Source organism: Alkalihalobacillus alcalophilus ATCC 27647 = CGMCC 1.3604, assembly GCF_000292245.2.
Classification (GTDB): Bacteria; Bacillota; Bacilli; order Bacillales; family Bacillaceae_D; genus Alkalihalobacillus; species Alkalihalobacillus alcalophilus.
The window spans coordinates 1-24,332 of record NZ_ALPT02000024.1 but is presented as its reverse complement, the minus strand read 5'-3'; the positions used below and the strand labels follow the sequence as shown (position 1 = coordinate 24,332).

At 37.0% G+C, this 24,332-nt stretch carries 16 protein-coding genes and 2 pseudogenes; 13 read left to right on the top strand and 5 right to left on the bottom strand.

Features of this window, described 5'->3' with window-relative positions; translation table 11 throughout:
• The first annotated feature begins 7 nt into the window (after positions 1-7).
• The 4 genes from BALCAV_RS08375 to BALCAV_RS08360 all read left to right on the top strand — a co-directional run bounded on the left by BALCAV_RS08375 (position 8) and on the right by BALCAV_RS08360 (position 3,758).
• Positions 8-748, top strand: a complete 741-nt coding sequence (locus BALCAV_RS08375; RefSeq protein WP_004426890.1) for a hypothetical protein — start codon at positions 8-10, stop codon at positions 746-748.
• A 62-nt stretch (positions 749-810) separates the two neighbouring features.
• The gene (locus tag BALCAV_RS08370; RefSeq protein WP_136445952.1) at positions 811-1,437 is read left to right on the top strand and encodes a hypothetical protein; all 627 of its coding nucleotides are present in this window, start codon (positions 811-813) and stop codon (positions 1,435-1,437) included.
• A gap of 439 nt (positions 1,438-1,876) precedes the next feature.
• Entirely contained in the window at positions 1,877-2,413 is a 537-nt protein-coding gene (locus BALCAV_RS08365) for a sigma-70 family RNA polymerase sigma factor (protein WP_004426898.1), read from the top strand.
• Positions 2,388-3,758 (top strand): DUF4179 domain-containing protein, encoded by a 1,371-nt coding sequence (locus BALCAV_RS08360; RefSeq protein WP_004426904.1) that lies wholly within the window; start codon positions 2,388-2,390, stop codon positions 3,756-3,758. The genes BALCAV_RS08365 and BALCAV_RS08360 overlap by 26 nt, the downstream gene beginning before the upstream one ends.
• Positions 3,759-3,868: 110 nt before the next feature.
• On the opposite strand, the gene BALCAV_RS08355 is transcribed toward BALCAV_RS08360, so the two are convergent.
• The 3 genes from BALCAV_RS08355 to BALCAV_RS08345 all read right to left on the bottom strand — a co-directional run bounded on the left by BALCAV_RS08355 (position 3,869) and on the right by BALCAV_RS08345 (position 8,411).
• Entirely contained in the window at positions 3,869-4,531 is a 663-nt protein-coding gene (locus BALCAV_RS08355) for a hypothetical protein (protein ID WP_004426909.1), read from the bottom strand.
• Positions 4,532-4,797: 266 nt separating this feature from the next.
• Positions 4,798-6,537, bottom strand: coding sequence for a methyl-accepting chemotaxis protein (locus tag BALCAV_RS08350; protein WP_004426913.1), 1,740 nt, complete (start codon positions 6,535-6,537; stop codon positions 4,798-4,800).
• Between the two features lie 122 nt (positions 6,538-6,659).
• Positions 6,660-8,411, bottom strand: a complete 1,752-nt coding sequence (locus tag BALCAV_RS08345; RefSeq protein ID WP_004426917.1) for an SgrR family transcriptional regulator — start codon at positions 8,409-8,411, stop codon at positions 6,660-6,662.
• Positions 8,412-8,529: 118 nt separating this feature from the next.
• Between BALCAV_RS08345 and BALCAV_RS08340 the strand changes: the two genes are divergently transcribed.
• The 4 genes and pseudogenes from BALCAV_RS08340 (at position 8,530) to BALCAV_RS08325 (ending at position 12,448) form a co-directional block, all read left to right on the top strand.
• Positions 8,530-9,756, top strand: coding sequence for an MFS transporter (locus BALCAV_RS08340; protein ID WP_004426920.1), 1,227 nt, complete (start codon positions 8,530-8,532; stop codon positions 9,754-9,756).
• 87 nt (positions 9,757-9,843) lie between these two features.
• Positions 9,844-10,623, top strand: coding sequence for a Cof-type HAD-IIB family hydrolase (locus tag BALCAV_RS08335; RefSeq protein WP_004426923.1), 780 nt, complete (start codon positions 9,844-9,846; stop codon positions 10,621-10,623).
• A gap of 178 nt (positions 10,624-10,801) precedes the next feature.
• A complete protein-coding gene (locus tag BALCAV_RS08330; protein WP_004426925.1) occupies positions 10,802-11,527 on the top strand; it encodes a YwaF family protein in 726 nt (241 codons plus the stop codon).
• A 200-nt stretch (positions 11,528-11,727) separates the two neighbouring features.
• Positions 11,728-12,448, top strand: a pseudogene (locus BALCAV_RS08325) (YebC/PmpR family DNA-binding transcriptional regulator).
• Between the two features lie 81 nt (positions 12,449-12,529).
• Here the strand turns inward: BALCAV_RS08325 and BALCAV_RS08320 are convergent.
• The gene (locus tag BALCAV_RS08320) at positions 12,530-14,311 is read right to left on the bottom strand and encodes an ABC transporter ATP-binding protein (protein WP_004426929.1); all 1,782 of its coding nucleotides are present in this window, start codon (positions 14,309-14,311) and stop codon (positions 12,530-12,532) included.
• Between the two features lie 1,100 nt (positions 14,312-15,411).
• Between BALCAV_RS08320 and BALCAV_RS08315 the strand changes: the two genes are divergently transcribed.
• The 5 genes and pseudogenes from BALCAV_RS08315 to BALCAV_RS08300 all read left to right on the top strand — a co-directional run bounded on the left by BALCAV_RS08315 (position 15,412) and on the right by BALCAV_RS08300 (position 23,974).
• On the top strand, positions 15,412-16,233 hold the full coding sequence (locus BALCAV_RS08315) for a GNAT family N-acetyltransferase (protein ID WP_004427741.1): 822 nt from the start codon (positions 15,412-15,414) through the stop codon (positions 16,231-16,233).
• A 13-nt stretch (positions 16,234-16,246) separates the two neighbouring features.
• Positions 16,247-16,854: pseudogene (locus tag BALCAV_RS08310) on the top strand (transglutaminase-like domain-containing protein).
• 434 nt (positions 16,855-17,288) lie between these two features.
• The gene (locus BALCAV_RS21125; protein ID WP_052044356.1) at positions 17,289-18,536 is read left to right on the top strand and encodes a tetratricopeptide repeat protein; all 1,248 of its coding nucleotides are present in this window, start codon (positions 17,289-17,291) and stop codon (positions 18,534-18,536) included.
• Positions 18,475-20,028 carry a P-loop NTPase family protein gene (locus BALCAV_RS21120; protein ID WP_160173394.1) on the top strand — a complete coding sequence of 518 codons (1,554 nt, stop codon included), beginning with the start codon at positions 18,475-18,477 and terminating at the stop codon, positions 20,026-20,028. Before BALCAV_RS21125 ends, BALCAV_RS21120 begins: the two co-directional genes overlap by 62 nt.
• 304 nt (positions 20,029-20,332) lie before the next feature.
• Positions 20,333-23,974, top strand: coding sequence for an alpha-amylase family glycosyl hydrolase (locus tag BALCAV_RS08300; protein ID WP_004427748.1), 3,642 nt, complete (start codon positions 20,333-20,335; stop codon positions 23,972-23,974).
• Positions 23,975-24,042: 68 nt separating this feature from the next.
• Here BALCAV_RS08300 and BALCAV_RS22755 read toward each other — a convergent pair.
• Positions 24,043-24,332, bottom strand: a 290-nt coding sequence (locus tag BALCAV_RS22755) for a hypothetical protein (protein ID WP_235213094.1), incomplete at its 5' end; no start/stop codon positions are given.

Below are 24,332 nucleotides of genomic sequence, written 5' to 3'. Positions count from 1 at the left end.
GCTGACGATGTTACGTTCCATCAGTTTATTGGAACTAGTGAAAAAACAAACGTTATTTAAATTAAATGCGTTATCGGGAGCTTTTACTGTTATGATTGTTTTCCAAGTGGCGACAATATTATTTACGGTATTTTTTCCGACTTCTTCATATGGGATGACGAGTTCGGAAATGTATAGCTTTCGTATTTATGAAGTATCGTCAAATTCAGTAATTGTGTTTACGTTTATTTGGGCGTTTATCGTTGGGATATTAATCACGTCAAAGGCTTATCGATATGATGATTTTTCCTTTGTGACTTCACGTTTAAGTGCGAACCTAGCGAATATTTGTTATTTAGTTGTGATGAGCGTTTTTAGTGGATTTACTGCCTTTTTTTCAAGTTATATGATTAAAGTGGGGGTTTATTTTAATAAAAGTGGCGACGTTTTTTATGAATCTATTCCTAGTTGGACTATCATTATGAGCGGGGCTGTTGCCACGATGTTATATTTATTATTGCTTGGGACAATCGGTTATGTCATTGGTATGCTCGTTCAAGTGTATCCAGCTTTCAAATTTATCATTCCGGCAGTTTTTATTGGAGGATTTATTACAGTAAGTGGCGGGCAAGGGAGCTTTAACTGGATTTTTGTGCAAATCTTTGCAGAAACATCGATTTTGCTTGTCATCGTAAAAGTACTTTTAAGTTGTACCCTTATGCTTTTTGTTACGATTGTAATAACGAATCGTTTGGAGGTGAGAACTTAATGTTAGTCGTTCTTCTCCTTTTAATAGTTATTATTTTTATTGTGTTAAGGTGGCGGGATTCGATGCTGAAATTAAAGGCTAAGCGTAATCATATGATTGCTGCTGTCTATTTAGGTGCTATTGTAATTTGTCTATTCATTTATTTATTTTTACCGGTTGAGTCAATGGAAAGTGTACAAATGACAGAAAATGAACGAATCCACATTGATGAGTTATATAGAAAGTTTGAAAATGGACAATGGGAGCAGATTCCTGATGAGTTTATAAAAAAGCAAGAGACTTCTTTTCAGATAGAGACTGAAAAATTAATCATGGATTATGAGGATCGTGATGTTTACTCATACCCAATTATGGTAGAAAGAAAAGCAGAAAATGACGGGGTTATTGAAATCTATTCATTTGCGGCAGGAAGCTTAGATTTACGTGGGTTTGAGATGCTGATGGAAATCCCATTGCCGGGATTTGAGCTGAACGGTGATACGCTAAAAATGCTTATACCTCAGTCTGTTCAGATTGAAAAAACACTATTTACTAACGAATGGCCAATTAATCAATTTGATCCTGATAAAATTGATTATAATGATTCAGGTTGGGGTTATGGGTATATGATTTACTTCTATATGAAAATCCCACAAGATTTGCCTATTGAATCAACAGTAGAGTACGGATTAGAGTTTGTAGAGGAATAATAAGGAAACCTCTCTTAATGAGAGAGGGAACAAGAATATGAGTGATGTTAAATAGTAGGCCAGTTAAGAGAGATTAAACACTTCTTAGCTGGTCTTTTATTTAGTACATTTGTTAGCTATACTCCGCCCATGGAATGCCCTACACATTCTGTGGGAATTCCATGGGCTTCGTTTTTAATTAAGAAAAGGGGAAGGGTTAAACCAAGAAGTCTCTGTAAGAAAGAGTTTCTATGATTCACTTATTCCAAGCAAGTGTGTCTTCTGGGAGCGGGTGTCGGTGCTGAACCATTCGTATCCCAGCACTTTTCAGCTGCTTCACAAGAAAGTCTCTCTTTTTATGCCAAAAACAGCAAGGGTTAAAATTTTAAAGTGATAAAATAAAAAAAGCTGGAACGGATCGGAATGGAAGCGAGTCTAATAGTTGACAGGAGGTGAAAATGTGAAATTAAAAAGCTTTTTTAAGAAAGAACCGAAACCAAAGTTTGAAGAGCTAATTAAGACAGAGCAAGAAAGAATGTATCGTGTCGCGTATTCTTTTGTTAAAAATGAGCAGGATGCTTTAGACATTGTCCAGGATGCGGTAATAAAAGCTTATCGTAGCTATGATAAATTAACAGAGATCCAATATTTCTCGACTTGGATGACGCGGATCTTAATCAATACAGCAATTGATGCGACTAGAAGAAGGCGAGAAGTGATTTATGTTGATTTTGAACGGACCGTAAGTGAAAAAAATGAGCAAAATGATACATTAAATAAAATGCTAGTGGACGAGCAGTTTGATCGGTTAAAACCAGAACAGAAATCATTAATTATTTTACGTTTTTACTATGGATATTCGATAAAAGAAATGTCTGAATTGCTTCAAAAACCTGAAGGAACGATAAAATCGAAGCTTCACCGCACCCTAACTCAAATGAAAATAAATTTAGAAAAAGGAGGGGATATGATTGGAAAGGTTTGGACGGAATATTAAAGAGTCGATGGAAGAAGTACAAGTGCCAAAAGAGAAGCTAAACCGCACAATCGCCCAAGGAATTTTAAAGGCTAAACATGAAAAGCCAAAAAGAAAGCAACGGCTTTTAGTGAGTATGGCATCGGTGCTAATGGTTGGGATAGTTGCTGTGTTGATAACCGTACTTGGATATGGAGAAGAGGAGATGCTTGGTGAAGGCAGAGTTACTAGTATTTTTGTCGAGGAGGATGACATTCCCTATTTAAAGCGTTTAGCCTTGAATAATCAATACACAAAGTTAAATGTAAGTTTGGAGCAAGAGGGCATAAAGGTGACCTTAGAAGATGTCATTTATGACCAAAATGTGTTTGCTGTTAGCTTTCGAGTCGAGCAAGAAGAGGAAAAGGAAACGTTAGAAATTGAGCAGAATTTAACGTTCGGGCATGATGCAAATTCTTATAATAGTAAAGCTATTTACCCAATAGTTGAAGATAACGAGGTTGCTAGTTTTATTTATATCCCTTATGAAGGAGCAGAGGGTTGGGATAATAATCTCGAGGTTACAATACAAATGACTCGTATTGGTGAGAAAAAAGGGGAATGGGACTTTGTTTTTAACGTAGATAAATATCATACGCAAGCTCCACAGTATTCTAATATCTTCTATGGCAAAGAGATTTTAAGTGAACATAAAAGAGTTGAACTAAATCGTTATCGGGAAGATCAGGATTTTGCTTATTTTGAAGGATTTGTTCACTTGCCGAAAGAGCAGGAAGAGTTAAGCTGGTTACCGGCAACCCCAGAAGTATTACCTTCAGTTGCAACGAAAATAGGTGAGGGCTATTATTCTTTTCATGAAAACATTTCTAGAGCGAATATAGTAGCGAGTTCTTTTGAGTATGAACAAGTAAACTATCAGAATGTCATCAATGATAAAAGTAAAGAGTATAAAGCAACACCAATTAGGATTGCTTATCCTCTTCAAAGAGGAGGTGAAAGGCTTTCATTTACGCTGACTCCAATAAAACATCAACCTTTTCATTATATTAGGGAACGAGAATTACTTGAAAACATCTTATTACCACAGGAGAATCTTGAGCTGAAAGTAAAGAGTATCACTCATTTAGATGAGTATACTTCAATTATCATTGAAAGTGATAAAGAGTTAGTCTATTTTCCATTTGAAATGTTCCGTGTATACAACAAACTTGAGAGTGAAATCTATCCGCTTTTAGAAATGAAAATGAACGGGACTGAAATTGAACTACTATATCCAAAACTGCCAGAGCAATCAAAAAATTATATGGAAGTACCAGAAATTACAGAAGTGTTTGATGAGTTAATGTTGAATGTTGGTCAAGAGTAATAACATCTGTCACTCTTAGTGAAGGCTTTCGACAATAGTGAACTAAAAACTAAAACCTAAAGAAGGAGTCGCATCATCGGTGCGAACTCCTCTCTTAAATAATTATATGCTTACAAATGATGATACGGATCTTTTCTCCCAGGGTCTTTTCCGGTTTTTAACCATGGGAAAAGGCGGTCGGTGAAATATCTCCATGGGCGGCGACGGTAACGTTTGTAAGCACGGTGCTCACGACGGATGAGTTGTTTAATCGTGATAATCACCATAAATAGAATAAAATAAAAGCCGCCTAAAAATGTGACGTGGATATTGGAAAATAAACTGTTGACGATCAGTGGGAAAATAAAGACCGTCGCAAGTGCTGTCGTTAGGAAGACAAGACCTTTATGAACCCAAACATTTAATTGTAAATACATATAAGCAAATGTGCTGCCAAAATTGACAACGAGATAAAAAATCGCGAACGGCAAAATAATTTTAATGACCTCATTATCAGCCATAAACGGGTTAAATGGTTCCCCGTTAATTATGTAAGCGGGCTCGGTTGTAATAAAGGAAAATACCCCCATAATAATAAAAGCTAAAAAAGAATAGACGATTAAAGAGACGATAAGCATCAACAATCCAAACCCAACTATAAAGCTATTTCGTAACCCTTTTCCTAGTGTACTAATAATCGGGTATTTTTTGGAAAGAACGACTAACCCTGCTAATAAGATAATAAATAAAAACAAAATTCCATAGTTAATCATTAATTCAACAGCATAAGGCATCGCATTGATCCTTTCATTATCGAAGTTTTTACAAACAATTCATGGTCTCATATTCTGCTTTAATTGATTCATAAAGAATAAATACCCTATAAAAATAAATCGAATCCAAAAACAGCCAAATTTAACTCTTTAATCCTACTAATTATTTTGATTAGGGACAAGGGACGATCCATCTGTGATAAATGTCCCGTTTTTACTTAGGCGACTTTAATAAACAACAAAAAGCAGCTCTGATCGACCTTGAGGACGATTAAGCTGCTTTTGGATTACGTTTCTTTGAGTAGTTTAAAAGCTTGAGAGCTTTCTTTTAAGGCTTTTGATGTATTTTCTAACTCAAGCATTGAATTTAATAAATGGTTTGATGTTAGGAACTGTTCATTTGTATAACTTTGAATCGTATTCGTTTTATCAAAAATCGAGGAGGCAGATTCTACTAAATCTTGAGTCGATTGGGCTACTTCCTCAAGCCCTAATGAAATTTCTTTGATGGATTCATTTATTTCAAATTGATTCTTTTCAATTTCAGCTCCCTGTTCATTAATTGTCGCAAATAAAGTGGCGGCCTCATTGGACTTATAGACAATCGTTTGCACAAATGAGCTAAAAGCAAGAAACTGTTCCATAAAAAGTTTCGTTTTCGATTCGGATGAATGAATCGTCTTCTTAATATGTTGAGAGAATTGATGGGTTTGATCGGATAACAAGCGAATTTCATTGGCAACAACGGCAAAGCCTTTTCCTGCCTGTCCAGCTCTAGCTGCTTCAATTGAGGCATTTAGCGCTAATAAATTCGTTTGCTCAGTAATTTTATCAATTTGTTCCATAAAACGTGAGACATCTTTCATTTGAGCGACAACGGCTTGGATTGACTGTGATAATTGACTTGTTTCTGTCGCTGTTTCTTGAATGGACTCTGCCATTTGCTCAATTTGTAATTTGCCATCAGCCGCAATCGAATTCATTTGTTCCGTTTGGTTTTTAATATATGAAACCGAATTTTGAATCGCTTGAGTGCTTGTTGCAGATTCTTCTGTAATTGCTGAAATCGAAGTGACGTGTTCAAGCTGTGCATTGATATCTTGTTTGAGTTCGCTCGTATAGTCCTCAATTTTTTTAGATGCTTGCTGATTTTGTTTCGATTGATGAAGGACATCTTCGACAATTGTTGATGTTTGAGCACTACTGTTCAGGTTTATTTTTAAAGCCTTAGTCATATTTTGAGCCATTTGAATTAAGGATTGGTCGATTTGCCCAATTTCATCTGTTCGTTTAATCTCATGACGATAAGAGAAATCATTGTTTTTATAAGCATCAATTCTTTTAAAAATTTTTAAGACCCCGTCATTTAAGTGGCGACCGAATAAGAAAATAATCATAAAGGAAATGATCGTTAATGAGAGTGTAGCGATGATTAACAAGACACTTGATGTGGTCATACGCTCATTTAACGCTTCAATATGAGTGTTCATATTTTCTGTGAAAAATTCGTCGATCGGGTTTGTTGCCCGTTCTAAATCAATTAAATTATTGGTAATCCGATTCGATGCTTCCGTTGTAATTCGTTGAGCTCGCTCTCCAAATATAGGCTCTGATAAATATAACTCGCCTATATCCTGGAATTCAGCTTCTACTGATTTCAGTAGTTGGAAATAACCTTGTAAGCTAGGTTGACTTTCCATAAAAGGGTCGATTTTCATCAGCATTTCATTGGCAATTAAGTGCTTTTCTTCTAATTCATTCACTCGATTATTCGTATAATTTCCAGTCAAAATATCATACTGGATTAAGCCAACTTGTTGAATGTTTTGAACCATTGAGAAGTAGTCATCCTTCACATGAAGAGCAGCATTCATATTGTCAACTTCATTTTGAACTTGTTCGTTGTTCATAAAAAGCATGGTGACAAAAGCGACATTAATAACGACTATGCTAAAAACGACAATGAGCAGCTTATGCTTTAGTAAAAAACGAAAGCGGCTATTTTTCTTTTCTTTTATTCTTTTCATTCGACTCCCCCTAAATATCCTAAAAATGAAATCGTTTGCACAGTCCTATTATACTATATTTTGAGACGGATTAGGAGGATTAATCTTTTTTTTAGTTATATTTAATTGGTATAAAAGGTTTACTAGTGATGGCGATACCAAAGTTTTGTATAATCGACCCATCCTAATGCATTCAAATGGATGTTTTCTAAATCATTTGGGTAAATAGCTGACTGCTGTAAACGGTAAAGATAAATAAGAGCGTGTTGTTCACATAGGCTTTCTTCCATTTTCCTCAGTTTTTTCAATTGTGCCTCTTCGTCAGGTAGCGAGAGCAGTTCTTGTTTTAATTTAGATTTCCATTTATTTGTTAAATGGTATTGCATGAAGCTATGACTGCCAAAGTAGGCTGATAAATAAGTATAATGAAGGTTCTCATCTGATAATTGTTCTCCAAGTAAAAAGTCTGATATTTGACTAAGAGGCAATGAATGGAGCTCTTTTAAAGGAAGGAAGTGTAGGGTGACGGTTATACCAAGCTTTTTTAATTCTCTCTGGATCCACTTGCCATCCTTTTCATTTCCTGCCCCCACATAAGAATATAAATGTAATGGAGTGTCATCATATTGACTTTTTCGTAAAAACTCCTTCGCTTTTACAAAAGAAGCGTTCCATTTCACCTCAGATTCAGAAAACATTCTATAAGCAGGAACGTGACGATTTCCTTTCAATTCTTGAATCATTGTCGTTCGTGAAAGGGCGATGTTAATGGCTGACCTTAAATAAAAGTCCTGACCAATAGGGCGGTTCATATTGACGGACAAGAGCTTGCTACCACGGTCAATAATGGAATTCTCTTCATAGGCTAAATTTGCTTTAACTGAATTGGGATATTGATAAAAGTTAAGCTTTTTTTCGGTTGCGATATTTTCAATCGTTGACGTTTCATACACTTGTGGGAAAAAATACATCGTCACTTTATCGAGCAATGGTCGCAAGCCAAAATAGCGTTCATTCGCTTGTAAGGTGAGCTTATCTTCATTATTGACATCGATTAAAAATGGTCCAGTTCCGATTGGTTTATTCGTTTGATCCATTCGAATAAGACTACCACCTAAAGATGAGACAAAGGTGAGGAAATATGGATCGGGATGCCTTAATGTAAACATAACGGTATAACGATTAATCGCTCGAACATCATCAACTGCTTCCATAATCCAGTGGTATGCAGAGTTCGAATCGTTGTGACGTAAGAAACTAAAACAAACATCTTCAGCGGTAAGCTCATCGCCATTGTGGAAGAGTACTTGTTTTCTTAAATAAAATGTCCATGTTTTGGAGTTAGGACAGGTCTTCCAAGTGTGAGCTATTTCTGGCAAAAAACGCTGAGCCCTTTCATCATAAGCAACTAATTGATTAAATAAGTGTCGCATCATATGGTTTTCGGACCGGCGATTCACGTCAAAAGGATCTAAACTTGGCAAAGGACGATAGGATGCAAATCTTAAGTGATCAGCATGGTTTGTTGCAAGTTCATCCTCGATTGTAATCAAGTTAGAAAATAACCAATCAATAAACCGGTCCTTTTGAATGGAGTTTAATGGTTTTGATTTTATAAAGGAAATCGCTTCATCAATCGAATGAGTAGAGGCCATTTCCTCGGCGATTTTTGTAATAAAATCCTCGTACTCGTACAGGAGTGTAAGAGTAGAAAAATTACCGCGCCCACTTCCAGATTTCCACTGAATCCAACCTGCCTTTTTTAAATTTGTGATAATGTTTTTGGCATGGCGCTCTGAGCAATACAAGACTTTTGCTAATTCCTTATTCGTCGTTTTCACCGTTTTATGGGGAAATGTTGTCAATAGTTGTTCATATTGTTCTGATAATTTCATTTACATCAACCTCTCTTTCAAAAGGGGGAAATGATTCTAGATTAAGTTTACCCTTTTTTTCCTCTTTATTGAATGTAAAAATGTTAAATATAGAGTGATAGGAAATGGTTGTGAGGGAATGGAGCTGACAGCAAAGAGTCGAGTTATCGCTATAGCGTTAGTGACAGCGGTGGCAGTAATGGGAGATGCGATGCTATTTATTGTGCTCCCGCTTTATTGGCAAGATTTTGGTTTAACAGCGATTTGGCAAATAGGTCTATTATTATCAATTAATCGTTTTATTCGTTTGCCATTAAATCCGTTAGTCGGGTATTTTTACAAACATTTTCAGTTAAGAACAGGTGTCTTTATTGCCTTAATATTAGCCGTTATTACGACGTTTTCGTATGGTGTATTTCAAGATTTTTGGAGCTTACTCATGATGAGAGCCTTATGGGGAGTCGCGTGGTCCTTTGTAAGGCTTGGAGGTTTTCTAACGGTTATTGATGTAACAACAGATCAAAATCGCGGTTGGCATGTTGGCTTATACAACGGTTTATGGGGACTTGGTGGACTTGTCGGAATGTTAGCAGGTGGTTTCCTTGTCGATCAAACATCGATCTTTTTCGTCACAACCTCATTTGCGGTCATTGCGGCTTTAACGATACCAGTCGTTTGGTTTGTTGTTCCAAAAGGGAAGGGGGAAGCCAAAGATAAGAGGGTAGTTGCCAAGACAATGAAGAAAAAATGGGTGACACCGTTTGTCGTTTTAGTTTTATGCACAGGGCTTATACAAGGATTTATCGTTATGGGTTTATTTGCTTCAACGATCAGCCCATTAATTGAAACGGTATATCGTGGTGAGTGGCAAATGGGCACGGTTGTTATTGGTGTTGCTACATTAGCTGGAATTATGCAAGCACTGCGTTGGAGCTGGGAGCCATTTGTTGCTCCCTTAATAGGGAGGAAATTAGATGAAATGAAATCAGTACTCCCGATTCTTTTGTTCCCGCTTCTCGGCGGTTCACTCCTATTCTTTATTTTAGCTTTTACGGATCGAATCGTGAGTTTGTTGCTGTTTATTTTATTATTTCAATTGTTATCAACGATGTTTACAACAATCACTGATACATTAGCAACTCGTGCTGCAGTTCGAACTGAGCGAGTGAAAATGATGACAGCCCATACGGTTGTTGTTGATGTCGGTTCTGCATTAGGACCACTCGTCTCTTTTCTGCTTCTAATGTATTATCCAGTTTCATTTATTTATATTATCGCTGCTGTGATCTTACTTCTATTAGCAGTAATCTGGGTGAGGTTTCGTAAATTTGAGATACATGAGGAAGAGGAAAAGAATTATATTTGATTTATTGTTTGAAGATTTGTTTTAATGGTAGTGGAGTGGATTTAATGGGTAGGAGAAAATTCTATAAAAATAGAAAGAGGGATAGTAGTGGAGAAAAGTGTGATCTTTTTTGATATTGATGGGACATTATTGACAGAAGAAAAAACGTTACCAGCTTCAACAAAGGAATCGATTATGAAACTAAAGGAATTAGGTCATGAAGTGGCAATTGCAACAGGCCGTGCACCTTTTATGTATAAAAAACTTCGTGAAGAATTAGGGATTGATACGTATGTCAGTTACAACGGTCAATATGTCGTTTTAAACGGTGAAGTCATTTATACAAATCCGTTAAATAGCGAAGCATTGGAACAACTTACAAATGAGGCGTTAGAAAATGGTCATCCGGTCGTTTTTATGAATCATGAAGAGATGAAGGCAAATGTTGCTGAAGACCATGATTATATTCGAGAAAGCATCGCCACTTTAAAGATTTATCAAATGCCTGAGCATGACCCGCACTTTTATAGGGACCGTGATATTTATCAAACCTTATTATTCTGTCAAGAAAATGAAGAAGTACCTTATGAGCAAAAGTATAAGGACTTAGATTTTGTTCGCTGGCACCCAGTTTCGCTAGATGTAATTCCAGAAGGCGGTTCTAAAGCGGTTGGAATTGCTAAAATTATGGAGAAACTAGGATATCCAAAAGAAAGACAATATGCTTTTGGTGATGGTTTAAATGATATTGAGATGTTAACAGAAATAGAAAACAGTGTGGCAATGGGAAATGCCCAACCTGAGGTGAAGGATTGTGCCCGCTATGTGACAAAAAGTGTAGATGAAGACGGAATTGCCCACGGATTAAAAATGGTTGGGTTATTATAAACAAATAAAAAGTGCTGGAGCAATGATCGGTTTTTTAACTGGTCGTTGTTCTTTTATTTGCTTAATAAGGCATGTTCTAGAAGGAGAATGAATTATAATGAAATAAACGGCGATGTAAGGGCAGGTTAAAAAGGAGCTACTATGAACCTGTTTGAGGCGCTATAAAAGGGGGAATAAAATGTCTTGGTTTTCTTATCAAAATGAAGGTCCAATCTTTGAATTATTTGGCCTTTCGCATTTATTTATCTTTATTTTACTTATATTAATCTGTTTAGCGATTGTTTTGAAGGCCAGAACAGTTAGTGGTTTTCCACAAATCGAAAAAGGATTACGCTATAGTTTAGTGATTTTATTAGTAGGTTTAGAAGTTTCTTACCATTTTTGGTTGTTGCTCCATCGAGAATGGTCGATAACTTATGCACTCCCTCTTCACTTAAGCAGTGTAACGTTAATAACCGCTGTTTTAATGCTTGTTTTTGGTAAACAACGCCTCTTTGAGTTTACATTTTTTGCAGGTGTTGGTAGTGCAACTTTAACGCTAATAACTCCTGATATAGGTGGTTATGATTTTCCTCATTATCGCTATTTTCACTTTTTTCTGTCACATGCTTTTGTCATTGTATCTGTTGTTTATATGATAGCGGTGAAAAAATATAAAGTAACTTTCCGGTCCGTTTTTCCTAATTGGTTGTGGTTGAATGCTTATGCTGCGCTTGTTTTTGTTGTGAACTTACTAGTTAATGGAAACTATATGTATTTAATGCGAAAACCGCCAGGACCTTCACCGTTTGATTGGTTTGGACCATGGCCCTATTATATTTTTGTCTTACAGCTTGTGGCGTTAGTGTTATTTATAGTGATGTATGGGATTTATCGTATGTTGGTGAGAGAAAAGAGAGTATGAGGAAGGTTTGAATGTATGGTCGGGGATGGTGTGTAAATTAGAGTGAGGAACGCTGCCTAAACAAGTATGGCGACGACCTCACCATACAGCGATCTATCATATAGGTGAAAAGTTAAGATAATCGGAGTATAATAGATGATGTTATGAACTAATTGAACTATTTGGCTGGACTTATTTTAATTGAAAGTGAGTGTTTTTAGATGGGACGTAAATGGAATAATATTAAGGAGAAAAAAGGCTTCAAAGGATGCGAGTACGAGTCGTGTTAACGCTAAGTTCGGACGTGAAATTTATGTTGCGGCGAAACAAGGTGAACCGGATCCTGAATCGAATCGTGCTCTTAAAGTAGTATTAGAGCGTGCCAAGACGTACAGTGTGCCTAAACATATTGTCGATCGTGCCCTAGAAAAGGCTAAAGGTGGCTCTGAAGAAAGTTATGATGAGTTAAGATATGAAGGTTTTGGACCTAATGGATCAATGGTTATTGTTGATGCGTTAACAAATAATGTAAATCGTACGGCAGCAGAGGTTCGTTCTGCATTTACAAAAAACGGTGGAAATATGGGTGTCAGTGGCTCCGTTGCCTATATGTTCGATGCAACCGCGGTAATTGGGATTGAGGGCAAAACAGCTGATGATGTATTAGAGCTTCTGATGGAGGCGGATGTAGAAGTTCGTGACATTTTAGAAGAAGATGACACAGTTATTATTTATGCCGATCCAGAGATGTTCCATTCTGTCCAAGAAGCGTTAAAAGCCGATGGTGTAACAGACTTTACCATTGCCGAATTAACGATGTTGCCGCAAAATGAAGTCGAGCTTGCGGAAGATACTCAAATGCAATTTGAAAAGTTAATTGATGTATTAGATGATTTAGAGGACGTTAAGCAAGTTTATCATAACGTTGATTTAGGGGAGTAAGCTTTGAATCACACTATATAATCCATAATTTAAAAAGCCATTATGTCAGCAGAAACACTGATATAATGGCTTTAATGCTTCTTAGTTTAATTGTTGTTGTACGAGTTGTTGATAGAAATCATGGCTCTCCATTAACTCATTATGGCTTCCGTTTCCGCTCGCACTCCCTTTTTCAATGACGATAATTTGGTCAGCATGTCTGACGGTTGAAAGGCGGTGGGCGATTACCAAGGTTGTTCGACCTTGCATTAATTCATTCAAGGCATCCTGTACGAGCTTTTCCGAAGCGCTATCAAGATGAGCAGTAGCTTCATCTAATAAGAGAATTTCAGGATCTCTTAATATGGCACGAGCGATCGCTAATCGTTGCTTTTGTCCTCCGGATAGTTTGACGCCTCTTTCCCCAACATGAGTTTGTAATCCTTGTGGCAATGAGTCAATAAAGCTAGTTAGGTTGGCTTGTTCAATCGCTGTTGCTATCGCTTCATCACTAGCTTCTGATAATCCATATTTTAAGTTATCATAAATCGTTCCGTTCATCATCGGACTTTCTTGAGAAACGTAGGCAATCTTTTGACGCCACGCTTGTAAATCTAATTCTTTTATTTCATCTTTTCCATAGACAATGTGACCCGAATTAGGTTCATAAAACCGTTCGATTAAAGAGAAAATGGTTGTTTTACCTGTACCACTTGGACCGACAAAGGCCGTAATTTTCCCAGCTTCAGCTATAAACGAAAGGTTTTGTAAAATCGGTTTGTCCTTTTGATAAGAAAAATGGACTTGCTGAAAATGTAAAGATGCCCCATTGGTCGAGAGAGACATAACCTCATCTGCTTTTTTGAACACATTTTTTTGATTCGTTTCTTTTTGGGTATAAGGTTCCTTGTGTTCGTGAAAAATTTCCTGAATTCGTTCGGTTGCCCCTAAAGCCTTTTGATATTGGGTAAAAAAGACCGCTAATGTCGTAAAAGGAATCACAACTTGGAATAAATACAAAATGATCGCAACTAGTTCTCCTGAAGTTAGAGATCCCGAGGCAACCCGAACACCACCATAGCCAATAACTAAAACAAGCACGAGCATCATAACTGACATCATGGCTGGTGAAACAAAGGCTTGAATTTTTGCTTCACGCATGCCATAACGATATAAATGAGAAATTCGGTTTTTCCCCATATCTTCTTCCATTATTTCACTATTTGAAGCTTTGACTAAACGAATATCAGAAAGGACTCTACCTAAATCTCCTTGGAAACCAGCCGTTTCATTTTGTAAAGCCCGTGATATTTTGAGCATTTTTGAGCCAAGTGGCATGATGATTAAATAGGCTAGTGGAACCGATATGAGCATTAATAAAGTCATTTTCCAATCGATAATAAATAATAAAATCATCGCACCAATGATGGAAGCAATGCCAGAAATAAAGGGAATGACTTGCATCGTAATAAAGTCTTTGATGATATTCGTATCGTTTGTCATCCGACTCATCGTTTCACCAGATGTATTTTTATCAAAAAAAGGAATCTTTAACTGTAAAATGTGATTCCATAAATCATTTCTCAAACCAGCGACCATCTTTTGTCCAACATAGTACATTAAATAAATGGAAAACCCAGACATAATCGCTTGTAAAATAAATACGATAACTAAAGTCGAAATCGATTGCCATGAGAAGCTAGCTTCTGCTAAAACATCGACTAAATTCATCGTTAATAACGGAACGAGTAAAGCCATTGCGGTTTCACCTAAGCCGAACAAAAGAGCTAGGAGGATGACCCAAAGTGCTGGACGATATTTTTTTAGTAAAACCCAAAACTCTTTCGGTTTAATTGAAGGGGGGACTGTTTCTTTTTCTTCCATAATTTATCTGCTCCTTTAACATGCGTATTTCATAGTGGTATTCTGTTCCTTTATCATAGCCCCTAACGTAACGGGAGGCGCAAGTTTTTTTCAAAAGAATCTTATCTTAGGCTTGAATATTGTGTTAATGGCGGGATAATCGTGTAGATATTATTGTTATGTAACTCAACTTCCGCAGCGTATAATTGCCCCTTAACCGTCGATAGAGATTGACTTTAGGGCGATACAAGACTCAAATTGACTTTACATGAACGGTTTAATCGTTGACAGTCTGAACACATTTCTTTCTTAGTAGGCAGTTGAAGAAAACTGTTCACTAAAAGAAGCACTTCGGCTGTCGCTACCAAAACCATACTCCGCGTCCTGCGGGAACCTTGCGAGCCTCCTCGGCAAGCCTTGCGGGGTCTCGCTCCACGGTTTATTCCCGCGGGAGTCTCCGTATGGTTTTGTCCGCTAAGTGTCGTGGAGAGGCTTGATGATATGGCCATCCTCAATCAGCTATTTCTAACGCAGAAGGACCTTCTTCTTCACTTTGTTGGTTATGGAACTAAATAGGTCGTTGCCACCTATTTTTTCCTAAGTCTGTAGTCATCAAAAGACAGGATAAACAAGCTCGATCATCTAGCTAATGTACAGAGCATCAACACGGATTTGTTTACAACTGTAACGTAATGAGTCATGGAAGGAGAAAAATCATTCTCAAGCTCATGTACGTTGAAGGAATAACTGTTTTTTTGTTCAATGAGAAAACTGAACCTAGATTCGATTCCATTATCTAGCGGAGTATGGTTTTGGGAGCGACAGCCGAAGTGCATTGTACATTGTCTATTTTTTCTTGATGCACAGTTTATCCGTTTGGTGCGATAGTGCGTTCTCGCTTTTTAAACGTGTCAAGGGCATTTGTTTAAGAGCTTCCCTTTTGCTCTGCCAACTAGTTGAACGGATTTTCTCGATGCGAAAGTTGAGTTATGTAATTATAAAAATGTCAAAAAAGAATAAGTAAAACTAAGAGCTTTTCCGTATTTTGTTAGCTGATAGAGTGATTATTTTCAGAAAAATGATATAATTAAATAAAACGTTTTTATCAAAGGGGAATGTATATGCTGACAAGAGAACAGCTTCAAGAGATAAAAAAACTACAAAACCGTTGTGAAAACTATGAGAATATCCGGCTTAAATTAAATTGGGAATTGCTTGAATCTCGTGCTGATTCCTGTAAAGAGGACTTTTTCCAATATGAGGATGAACAACTAGTTGGTTATTTAGCGATTTATCGTTTTGGCAATAAAGCTGAAATTTGTGGCATGGTTGATCCAGCCTATCGGGCACAGGGGATTTTTACAAGATTATTAGAGGAAGCTAAGCTAGAATTAAAGAATGATATAAAGGTGTTTATCAATACTCCTGCTTTATCAGACTCTGCTAAAGCGTGGATTCACTCTCAACAGTTGCCGTTAGCTTTTTCCGAGAGACAGATGAAATTTAATACAGACACAAAATTAAGCATAACATCTGAGTCGATTACTTTAGTAGAAGCAACTGAAGAGGACTTTGATTTATTAGCCTCTCTAGACGTATCCTGTTTTCAATTTAGTAAAGAGGAAGCACTTAAATATAATGAAAAGCTTTTGACTGATAAAGATAACAAACTGTATCTAATAGAAGTAGAAGGGCGTAAAATTGGTAAAATGAGAGTGAGCCAGCACGAAAAAGAACGTTGGATTTACGGATTTGCGATTTTTCCAGAAGAGCAGGGAAAGGGTTATGGAAAAGAAGCGTTAATTAAAGTCGTTCAAGAAGGTATACAACAGAATCTTGATATCTTCCTTGAAGTAGATGGATTGAACGTAAATGCGAAAAAGTTATATGAACAATGTGGCTTTGAGACATATGAAGTTCAGGATTATTTTACGATCAGGTAAGGAGGCCACTGTCGTGCAGTTAAGGCAACAATCGTCGAATTTAGTGGACTACACAGTTGAATTGAATGAAGTAAACTTCAAGAACCCTTTAATAAAAAAATAAATGAACAATTATTTAATCGTAAGCTGACAGAGGTTGAGAAAGTAGAGAAGGCTTTTCATTATGTCCGTGATCAAATCTCGCATTCTTGGGATATTCAAAGTCAAAAGGTGACGAGGAAAGCATCGGAAGTATTGGAACACGGCATGGGGATTTGTTATGCAAAATCAAATCTATTAGCAGCGATTTTAAGGAGAGAAGGCATTCCAACTGGCTTTTGCTATCAAAGACTGACGTTATTTGATACACCTGAAGAAGGTTTTTGTATTCATGCTTTAAATGCTGTGTATATCGAGCCAGAACAAAAGTGGATTCGTTTAGATGCGAGAGGAAATAAGGAAGGTATTGATGCGAAATTTTCCTTGGATGAAGAGAAATTAGCTTTTAAGGTTCGTCCAGCTATTGGTGAAATTGATTATAAAACGATTTATTCGAAACCTCATCCCAAAACAATGAAGGTCCTACAAACACATCGGGATATGATAGAGATCTATGTTCATTATTTACCAGATGAATTATAAGTTCGAAAAGAAAAGAGAAAATGAATGAAAAAACATTCGGTAAGGAATTAACCTTTTTTAAAGAGAGGGTAGTCCCGTTATACTGAGTGTTTTTCTTTTTTTCGAATGGGATGTGCTAGGAAAGTGAGAGTTGGACAGTGAAAATTGGATGGATTAGCCACACTCTTATCGACCTTTCCTTTTTCTTTATTGAAATTTGTCAAAGTCTGTCTTTGTTTTTTACTATTTGTAGATAAATTGAAACATAACTGCAAAGAACGACACATTTAAATCTGTTACAATCGCACCATAGTAGGATATACATATTGTTTAAAATGGACTACTGTTAGGATGAAAGAGTACTTGAACTTGTAACTAAGATTAAGAAAAGCCGACTGTGGGAATAGACTTAATCAACTTCAAAAAAGTCAAGTGTGGGAAAGGGATTGAATCGAATGGATAAAAATTTAATTAATAAACATTTATATAAACAATTAGTGAAATCAGCAACAAATAAACCTGAACTTCAGCAACTAGCAGAATTAACTTTGGAACTGGATGAAACGAGTGAAGTAACAGTTGATGACATTCGTTTTGGACAAGGGGAGCTTTATTTTCATCATAAAGATTATGAGACAGCGATTTTTAAATGGGAGAAGGTTACTGGGGAAAAAGTTCCTTGGGCTCAAAAAAATATCGCGGATGCTTATGATGCACAAGGTTTAATAAAAGAAGCGAAAAAGATGTATCAATCGATCAAAAGTACTGATGAGATGTTAAAAACAGAAGTATATCTACAGCTTTTTTCTATTCATATGGAAGAGGAAAAGTTGGATGATGCCGCGAAAATTATTAAGGAGGCTGTTGAGTTAAATCCAGATTACCCAAATGTAACCGAGATTGCCCGTGCCTTTTTTGAGCAATACCGTGATTATAGTTCAGCTATCGAACTGGCGGTAAATGAAGCGATTAGAACGGAATCTATGCAATGGTTTGATAAAGTATCTGATTACGTGAAGCAAGATTTAACGACTACGACAAGCCCTGCTTATTTTATGAACTTATTAACTAAACTTGCTGCATTAGACCAAAGAAAATATGAGCAATTGGTCACGATCTTTTGGTCCAGTTACCAAGGTGAGGAATTGTATTTCGATTGGCTCGTTGAATTTAACGACTCATTTGCAAAATATGAGGAGCGTAGTGAAAAAAATTGGCCACTTTTATCAAAAAAGTATGAGGAAACGTATTTTGAGTTAATAAGTGGAACGTATTTTATTAGAGAAATTGAATCTATTATCCCGGTACATATGAGAAATTGGTTTGAGTTGTCTAAAAAAGCCAATGATTTATTAAGTACAACGGCCATATTAGCATGGAATGAGTTATTCCCTGGCCAGCTTGAAGAAGCGATTATGTATCAAGCAAAAGAAAAAATGGAAAGTCTACCTGTGCAATCGGATTCGTTGGAAAGTAGTTTGATGCTTTTCCAAGAGATTTCTAATTGGGCTCAAAAACATGAGCTTGAAGTTGGGCAAAGACTAAGATGGCTAATGCAACAATTACTTGATTTTGACAAAAAGCATGTGTTAATTGCAGGAGCTTCTGTTGGTGCGAAAAAGTCCTTTTTAGATGATGTCGTTGGGGAAACAAATATTCCTGAACAGCATTCCTCTTTTATCTTTTTTAAAGGATGGAGATGAAGAGATCATCGAAATTGATGAAGAGAAGGATAAAATCGATGAAGAAGTAAGTGAAACAGAAGAAGTCTTCACTATGGAAAGTGAAGATAATCATGAAGCGTTTTCTATGCTAGAAGTAAAATGGCCGAGTACGTTTTTATCTGAGAGTGAACTTGTCTTAATTGATACGCCAGTGGCCTCGAGAAATGAAGAAAATAATCAGCAATGGCTTCCATATTTACCTGTAGCAGATTGTTTTGTCTTTGTTTTGAATGGCAATCACCCCTTCACTGATCATGAGCGTGAATTTTTATTAAAACTAAAATCACAATTCCCAGAAATGCCGCTTCACTTTATCTTTAATAAAATGGATGGGATTTATAGTGAATTTGAGGAGGAGCGTATTCTCACGGAAACGAAATCACGTGTGAAATACTACTTCCCAAATGCGCAATTACATTCCTTTACTCCACAGACGGATACACGTAATGTAGCTGACTTTTTCTTGACGATAACAGATGTAGAACTTCTTGAAAAACAAAGAAATGAAAAGATCCTTTACTTCATTCGTGAAACGATTAAATATTTATTTGAACAACGGACTGAAATGGAAAAGGAACATCTTCACTCGGTTACATGGAATGAAGAGATGGTAGAGAAATTAAAGGCGGCTGTTCATCAGTTAAATGATCTTGAAAAAGAAGAAAGTGCATTAATAAAAGATTCTTATCAAAATATCCGCAAAGAAATGAAAGAAGATATTGAAAAGGCGATTCCTGAAATTATTCGAGAATGTTCAAGCTATATAAAAGAAGATAGTGATTTCAAAGCTTTACAAGGCCAGTTAAACGAAGAGATTAACCATAAGATACAAACTTATTTGGATCGAACGATTATGCCTAAATTTGCGAATGCGTTCCAAAAATGGCTTGAAACCTCAAATGTTGCTTTTATCCGCAGTCAATCTTATTTGAAGGAAATGGCGGATGGATTTAATAAGTTGTATCAACATGAGCGTTTTAAAATGGATGGGGATTTCCGGATTTTAGATGATTGGCATCGTGATGTTGAACGAATGTCAGCAGGAGTAGCGATTGAACCGATTAATATTTTTAATGGTATGAGCCCCTCACAATTAGTGCTCAAAAGCTCTGGTAAACTATTTGGTGCTCTACCTAACAAATCAATGCTTTACAAAATGTATATGAAGTTCTTTAGTAGTGAGGACTTTTCCCCGATAGCTCGTCACATTTCAACTCAGTTTTTAATGCAATTTGAGTTGTTCGAAAGAGGATTACAACGTGATGTCCAGATGTTCTTTAAACATCCATTTAACGTCTTAAATGGAGCAGTTAAAGACGCCGAAAGTGAAATCGAATCAAATAATGAAGCGATTGGTACACTTAAATCAGCGCCAGAAGTCTATCGTGACCCACTCACATTATTTCAAGTACGAATTCGTCAATATGAATGGATGACAAGTGATAAACGAGCGTTGGAGATGAGGGCGTAGAAACCTAATAGCATATAATAAGACTGTCTTAAAGGTTCATCCTTTAAGATGGTCTTTTGCTGTATATATTCAAAGTTAATAAAATGATTGGTTAAATATTCAGAATAACCTTGCAAAAATTCTAAAAACATAGTAAGTTTAAGATAAGTTATGAAATCGTTTTCATTAAAAGTAAGTATTGTTTTTCTTTTTCCTAATTAATAGGGTTTTTAATTGTATTTGTGCAAACGGTTGCACATGGGCTAAGGGTGAAGGGTTTTTAACCCATCCATATAAAAAAGAGACAATGAGAGGAGAAGGTAAAATGAGTGTAAGGAGTAGTCGTTCCATTTTTTCATTTCTAATGGCTATTATTTTGGTATTTTCTGCTTTTGCTAGTTACATACCACAACAAACAGCCAACGCCACGGATCATAGTGTTAGTCCAGTTGTTAACGAGGATAAAACGGTCCTTTTTCAATATGAAAATGCGGGAGCAGAATCCGTTCAAGTGGCGGGGAGCTTTACCGATTGGCAGGACGGAGCTCTTCCATTAGAAAAAGATGAGTCGGGGCTTTGGACTTTGCTAGTCGAGGGGTTATCTGCTGGTGTTTATGAATATAAATTTATTGTTAATGGTGGAGATTGGCTGGAGGATCCATTAAACCCCCACCCAATTGTGAATGGCAATAGTCAGCTTATCATTGCGGGGATGCATTTACATTCTGTTCCGCATGTAGTGAAGCCAAATAATGATTATTCTTTAATAGCGAATGAAGTTTCTGAGAATGGAGAGGTGACAGAAGCAGACGGTGTTCATTGGACTTTAAGTACACCGGTTGCGGGTGTTGAGTTACATGGGGCAGAGCTAAGTATTTCAGCAGAAGCATTAGTGGGACAAAGCTTTGAACTAATCGCTTCAAAAGGAAATGAATCGGTTAAGAAAAATGTGGAAATAATTGGTGGTATGTATGAATATACGATTAATTACCACCGGATAGATAATGAATTAAATAATTGGCAACTTTGGATGTTTGATGGTGGATTAGAGCCATCGGGATATCATTTTAGTGAAACGTATACGGTAAATGGACAGTATGACTTTGCTAGAGGAACGTTTGAATTTCCTGATAACCATTTAAAAGTCATTCCTCGATTAGGAGAATGGGAAACACAAGATGCTGAAAGAGTGATTGATTTTCCAAGTGATCAATCAAGTGCAGAAGTATGGATCGTTCAAGGGAGTTCTAACGTTTATTGGAGTGAAGCAGAAGCTATTGCTGCATTAGAAAATGAAGCAGATGAACTTAAACGTCATATTCGTTTTTACTATGATCGTTCGGATAACGACTATGATGATTGGAATATTTGGGTTTGGGGAACAGGAGCTCAAGATGACCAAATTGATTTTACTGATATAAAAGATGGAAAAGCTTATGTGGAAATAGCCGTTAGTTCAGCGGCTGAACAAGTTGGTTTTGTGTTAAGAAAGGGTGAAGATTGGGATACAGCGATTAAAGATGTCGAACCAGACCGCTTTATTCAGTTAAATCAAAACGATCCGGTTACAAAAGTATATGTGACTAGTGGTCAAGTTCCTTTTGATATTGTCCCAGAGGTGAATGGCCCTATTATTGAGAATGGGAATGTCACTTTCTATTATCGTGATAAAGAGCTTTATTATGAAAATATGATGGATACAATCGAACAGGTAGAGCTTTATTTTATGGGCGATCGTTATCCAATGGACTATGAAGCAAATAATGAACGTTTTGTTTATACGTTTCGGGGTGTTGAGTCAGGAAATCATGAGTATAGCTTTTTTGTGACGATTGATGGGGTTGAAAGAGAAGTATCGGATCCTTATAATACGGTCGATGGAAAATCAGTCATTTATTATGATATTCCAGATGTCGAGGTTTTTGGACAGTTTGAGCCAGCAGCCATAAATTATAATCAAAATGCGGTCTTAAAAACGGAAATTGAAACAGAAGAAGGCATTGAGTTTCAAGAGCTTTTTGCAGACTTAAGTGGTGTTGGTGGAAATGAAAAGGTGGCTATTGACCCACAATTAATGGAAGTAACGATTGCGATTGACCATACTGTAACGGCAGGAGTAAAATCGATCCCAATTTATGCAGTAGACCAATTTGGTAATACGCATCAAGGAGAAGCTGAGCTAACGATTGAAACGAGACAATTTATCGGAGAGTCAGATTTTGATTGGGATGAAGCTCAAATTTATTTTCTTTTAATTGATCGTTTCTTCGATGGGGACGAAACAAATAATGATCCTTATGGAATTGGCTATGATACAGAAAAAAGAGGGACTTATCAAGGAGGAGACTTTAAAGGAATAACAGCAAAATTAGATTATTTAGAAGAGCTTGGAATTAATACGATTTGGATGAATCCGATTGTTGAAAACATCCAGTATGATGTGAGACATGATGACGATCCAGAAACACCTTATTATGGTTATCATGGTTATTGGGCCAGCAATTTTGAGGAATTGAACCCTCATTTTGGAACAATGGAAGATTTCCATGAATTAATCGATGAAGCCCATGCACGTGGAATGAAAATTATGCTTGATGTTGTTTTAAATCATACAGGTTATGGTTTAAAAGAATCGGATGCTGGAAACAGCCATATTCCTTATTTCCCTACAGATGAAGACCGTGAACGTTTTGCAGGAATGCTTCGTGCAGGTGGTTCTGATACGGTTCAAGGAGAATTAGCTGGGTTACCAGACTTTTTAACAGAAGTTCCAGAAGTTAGAGAACAAATTATTGAATGGCAAGTCGATTGGATTGAGAAGTCAAGAACACCAAATGGCAATACAATTGATTATTTCCGAGTTGATACGGTACTGCATGTAGAGGATACAACTTGGATGGCGTTCAAAAATGAATTAACGAAAGAAATGCCCGAATTTAAAATGATCGGTGAAGCTTGGGGTGCTGGACAAAATGAAGACTTCGGTTATTTAGGAACAGGTATGATGGATTCCTTATTGGACTTTGAGTTTAAATATTTAGCAAGAGATTTTGCTAATGGTCAACTTGAGCGTGTTCAAAGTTTATTGGAAGAACGTAATGCGAAGCTTAGCAATCAAGCAACACTAGGTCAGTTTTTAGGTAGTCATGATGAGGCTGGTTTCTTAGAGTCGGTGGATGGTGATTTAGGAAAACTAATGATTGCAGCCGCCTTGCAAATCACAGCAAAAGGTCAGCCTGTCATTTATTATGGTGAAGAATTAGGATTATCTGGTTTAGATAATTACCCTTATTATGATAATCGTTATGATATGGCATGGGACGAAGTGGAAGGTAATGAAGTACTCGCTCATTACCAAACGTTATTAAATATTCGAAAAGATAACTCACAGTTATTCGCAAAAGGAGTGCGTAATCAGATTGCGGGTAGTGATGATGAAGGGTTTTTATTATTTGAACGTGCTTATCGTGATGAGTCGATCGTGATTGGCTTAAATACGAATGAAGAAGCGGTGGAAGTTGAAGTTGAGGTTACGTCTGATGAGTTTGAATCTGTGACCGATCTGTACGGATGCCAACTTTATTCGGTAGTCGATGGTAAGGTTGTTGTGGAACTTCCAGCAATGGCTGATGGTGGGACAGTTATGTTAGTTAATGGTGAAGCGAGTCAGTGTTTAGAGGAAGATGATTCTTCAGATGATGGTGAAGAAAATAAAGGTCAAAAACCTGAAGATGATGAAAATGGAGACGATAACGGTCATGAAAATGGAGGAGCTCCAGGCACTGGTGGTTCGAATAACGGAACGATTTCAGGGGATGAAAGTAACGGTAAAACAGATGGGAGCGACTCAGGAAAGTTGCCACAAACGGCCACGAATTTTTACACTTGGCTATTAGTAGGTATGATTCTTTTGGTGAGTGGAGGAGCGCTCTATTTTATACAAAAGCGGAGAAAAGTGACTTCCTAGCAAACTGGAAATTTTTGGATAGGTAAGAGAAATTAGAATTAATTGAAGATGGATATTGGTTAAAACGTTCAAACATTGACGCTCTTTCTAGAGGGGGTTGTGTTTGGACGTTTTTTTGGGGGAAGTAGGGTTTTGCTGAGTTCGGCGTAAAAATAGAAAGGGAGAGAAGGAAGAAGCCGAAGCAGGGCGTAGTTCGGCGTAAAAAGAGGAGGGGTGAGAAGGAAAGAGCCGAGCCAGGCGTAGTTCGGCGTAAAAAGAGGAGGGGTGAGAAGGAAAGAGCCGAGCCAGGCAGAGTTCGGCGTAAAAAGAGGAGGGGGTGAGAAGGAAAGAGCCGAGCCAGGCAGAGTTCGGCGTAAAA

Bases quoted from the DNA above. Each gene is read 5' to 3' on its own strand.
- BALCAV_RS08355 (WP_004426909.1), bottom strand. From the start codon at position 4,531: ATGCCTTATGCTGTTGAATTAATGATTAACTATGGAATTTTGTTTTTA.
- BALCAV_RS08340 (WP_004426920.1), top strand. From the start codon at position 8,530: ATGGAGCTGACAGCAAAGAGTCGAGTTATCGCTATAGCGTTAGTGACA.
- BALCAV_RS21125 (WP_052044356.1), top strand. From the start codon at position 17,289: ATGGATAAAAATTTAATTAATAAACATTTATATAAACAATTAGTGAAA.
- BALCAV_RS08370 (WP_136445952.1), top strand. From the start codon at position 811: ATGCTGAAATTAAAGGCTAAGCGTAATCATATGATTGCTGCTGTCTAT.
- BALCAV_RS08315 (WP_004427741.1), top strand. From the start codon at position 15,412: ATGCTGACAAGAGAACAGCTTCAAGAGATAAAAAAACTACAAAACCGT.
- BALCAV_RS08375 (WP_004426890.1), top strand. From the start codon at position 8: ATGTTACGTTCCATCAGTTTATTGGAACTAGTGAAAAAACAAACGTTA.
- BALCAV_RS08330 (WP_004426925.1), top strand. From the start codon at position 10,802: ATGTCTTGGTTTTCTTATCAAAATGAAGGTCCAATCTTTGAATTATTT.
- BALCAV_RS08300 (WP_004427748.1), top strand. From the start codon at position 20,333: ATGAGTGTAAGGAGTAGTCGTTCCATTTTTTCATTTCTAATGGCTATT.
- BALCAV_RS08345 (WP_004426917.1), bottom strand. From the start codon at position 8,411: ATGAAATTATCAGAACAATATGAACAACTATTGACAACATTTCCCCAT.
- BALCAV_RS08320 (WP_004426929.1), bottom strand. From the start codon at position 14,311: ATGGAAGAAAAAGAAACAGTCCCCCCTTCAATTAAACCGAAAGAGTTT.
- BALCAV_RS08350 (WP_004426913.1), bottom strand. From the start codon at position 6,537: ATGAAAAGAATAAAAGAAAAGAAAAATAGCCGCTTTCGTTTTTTACTA.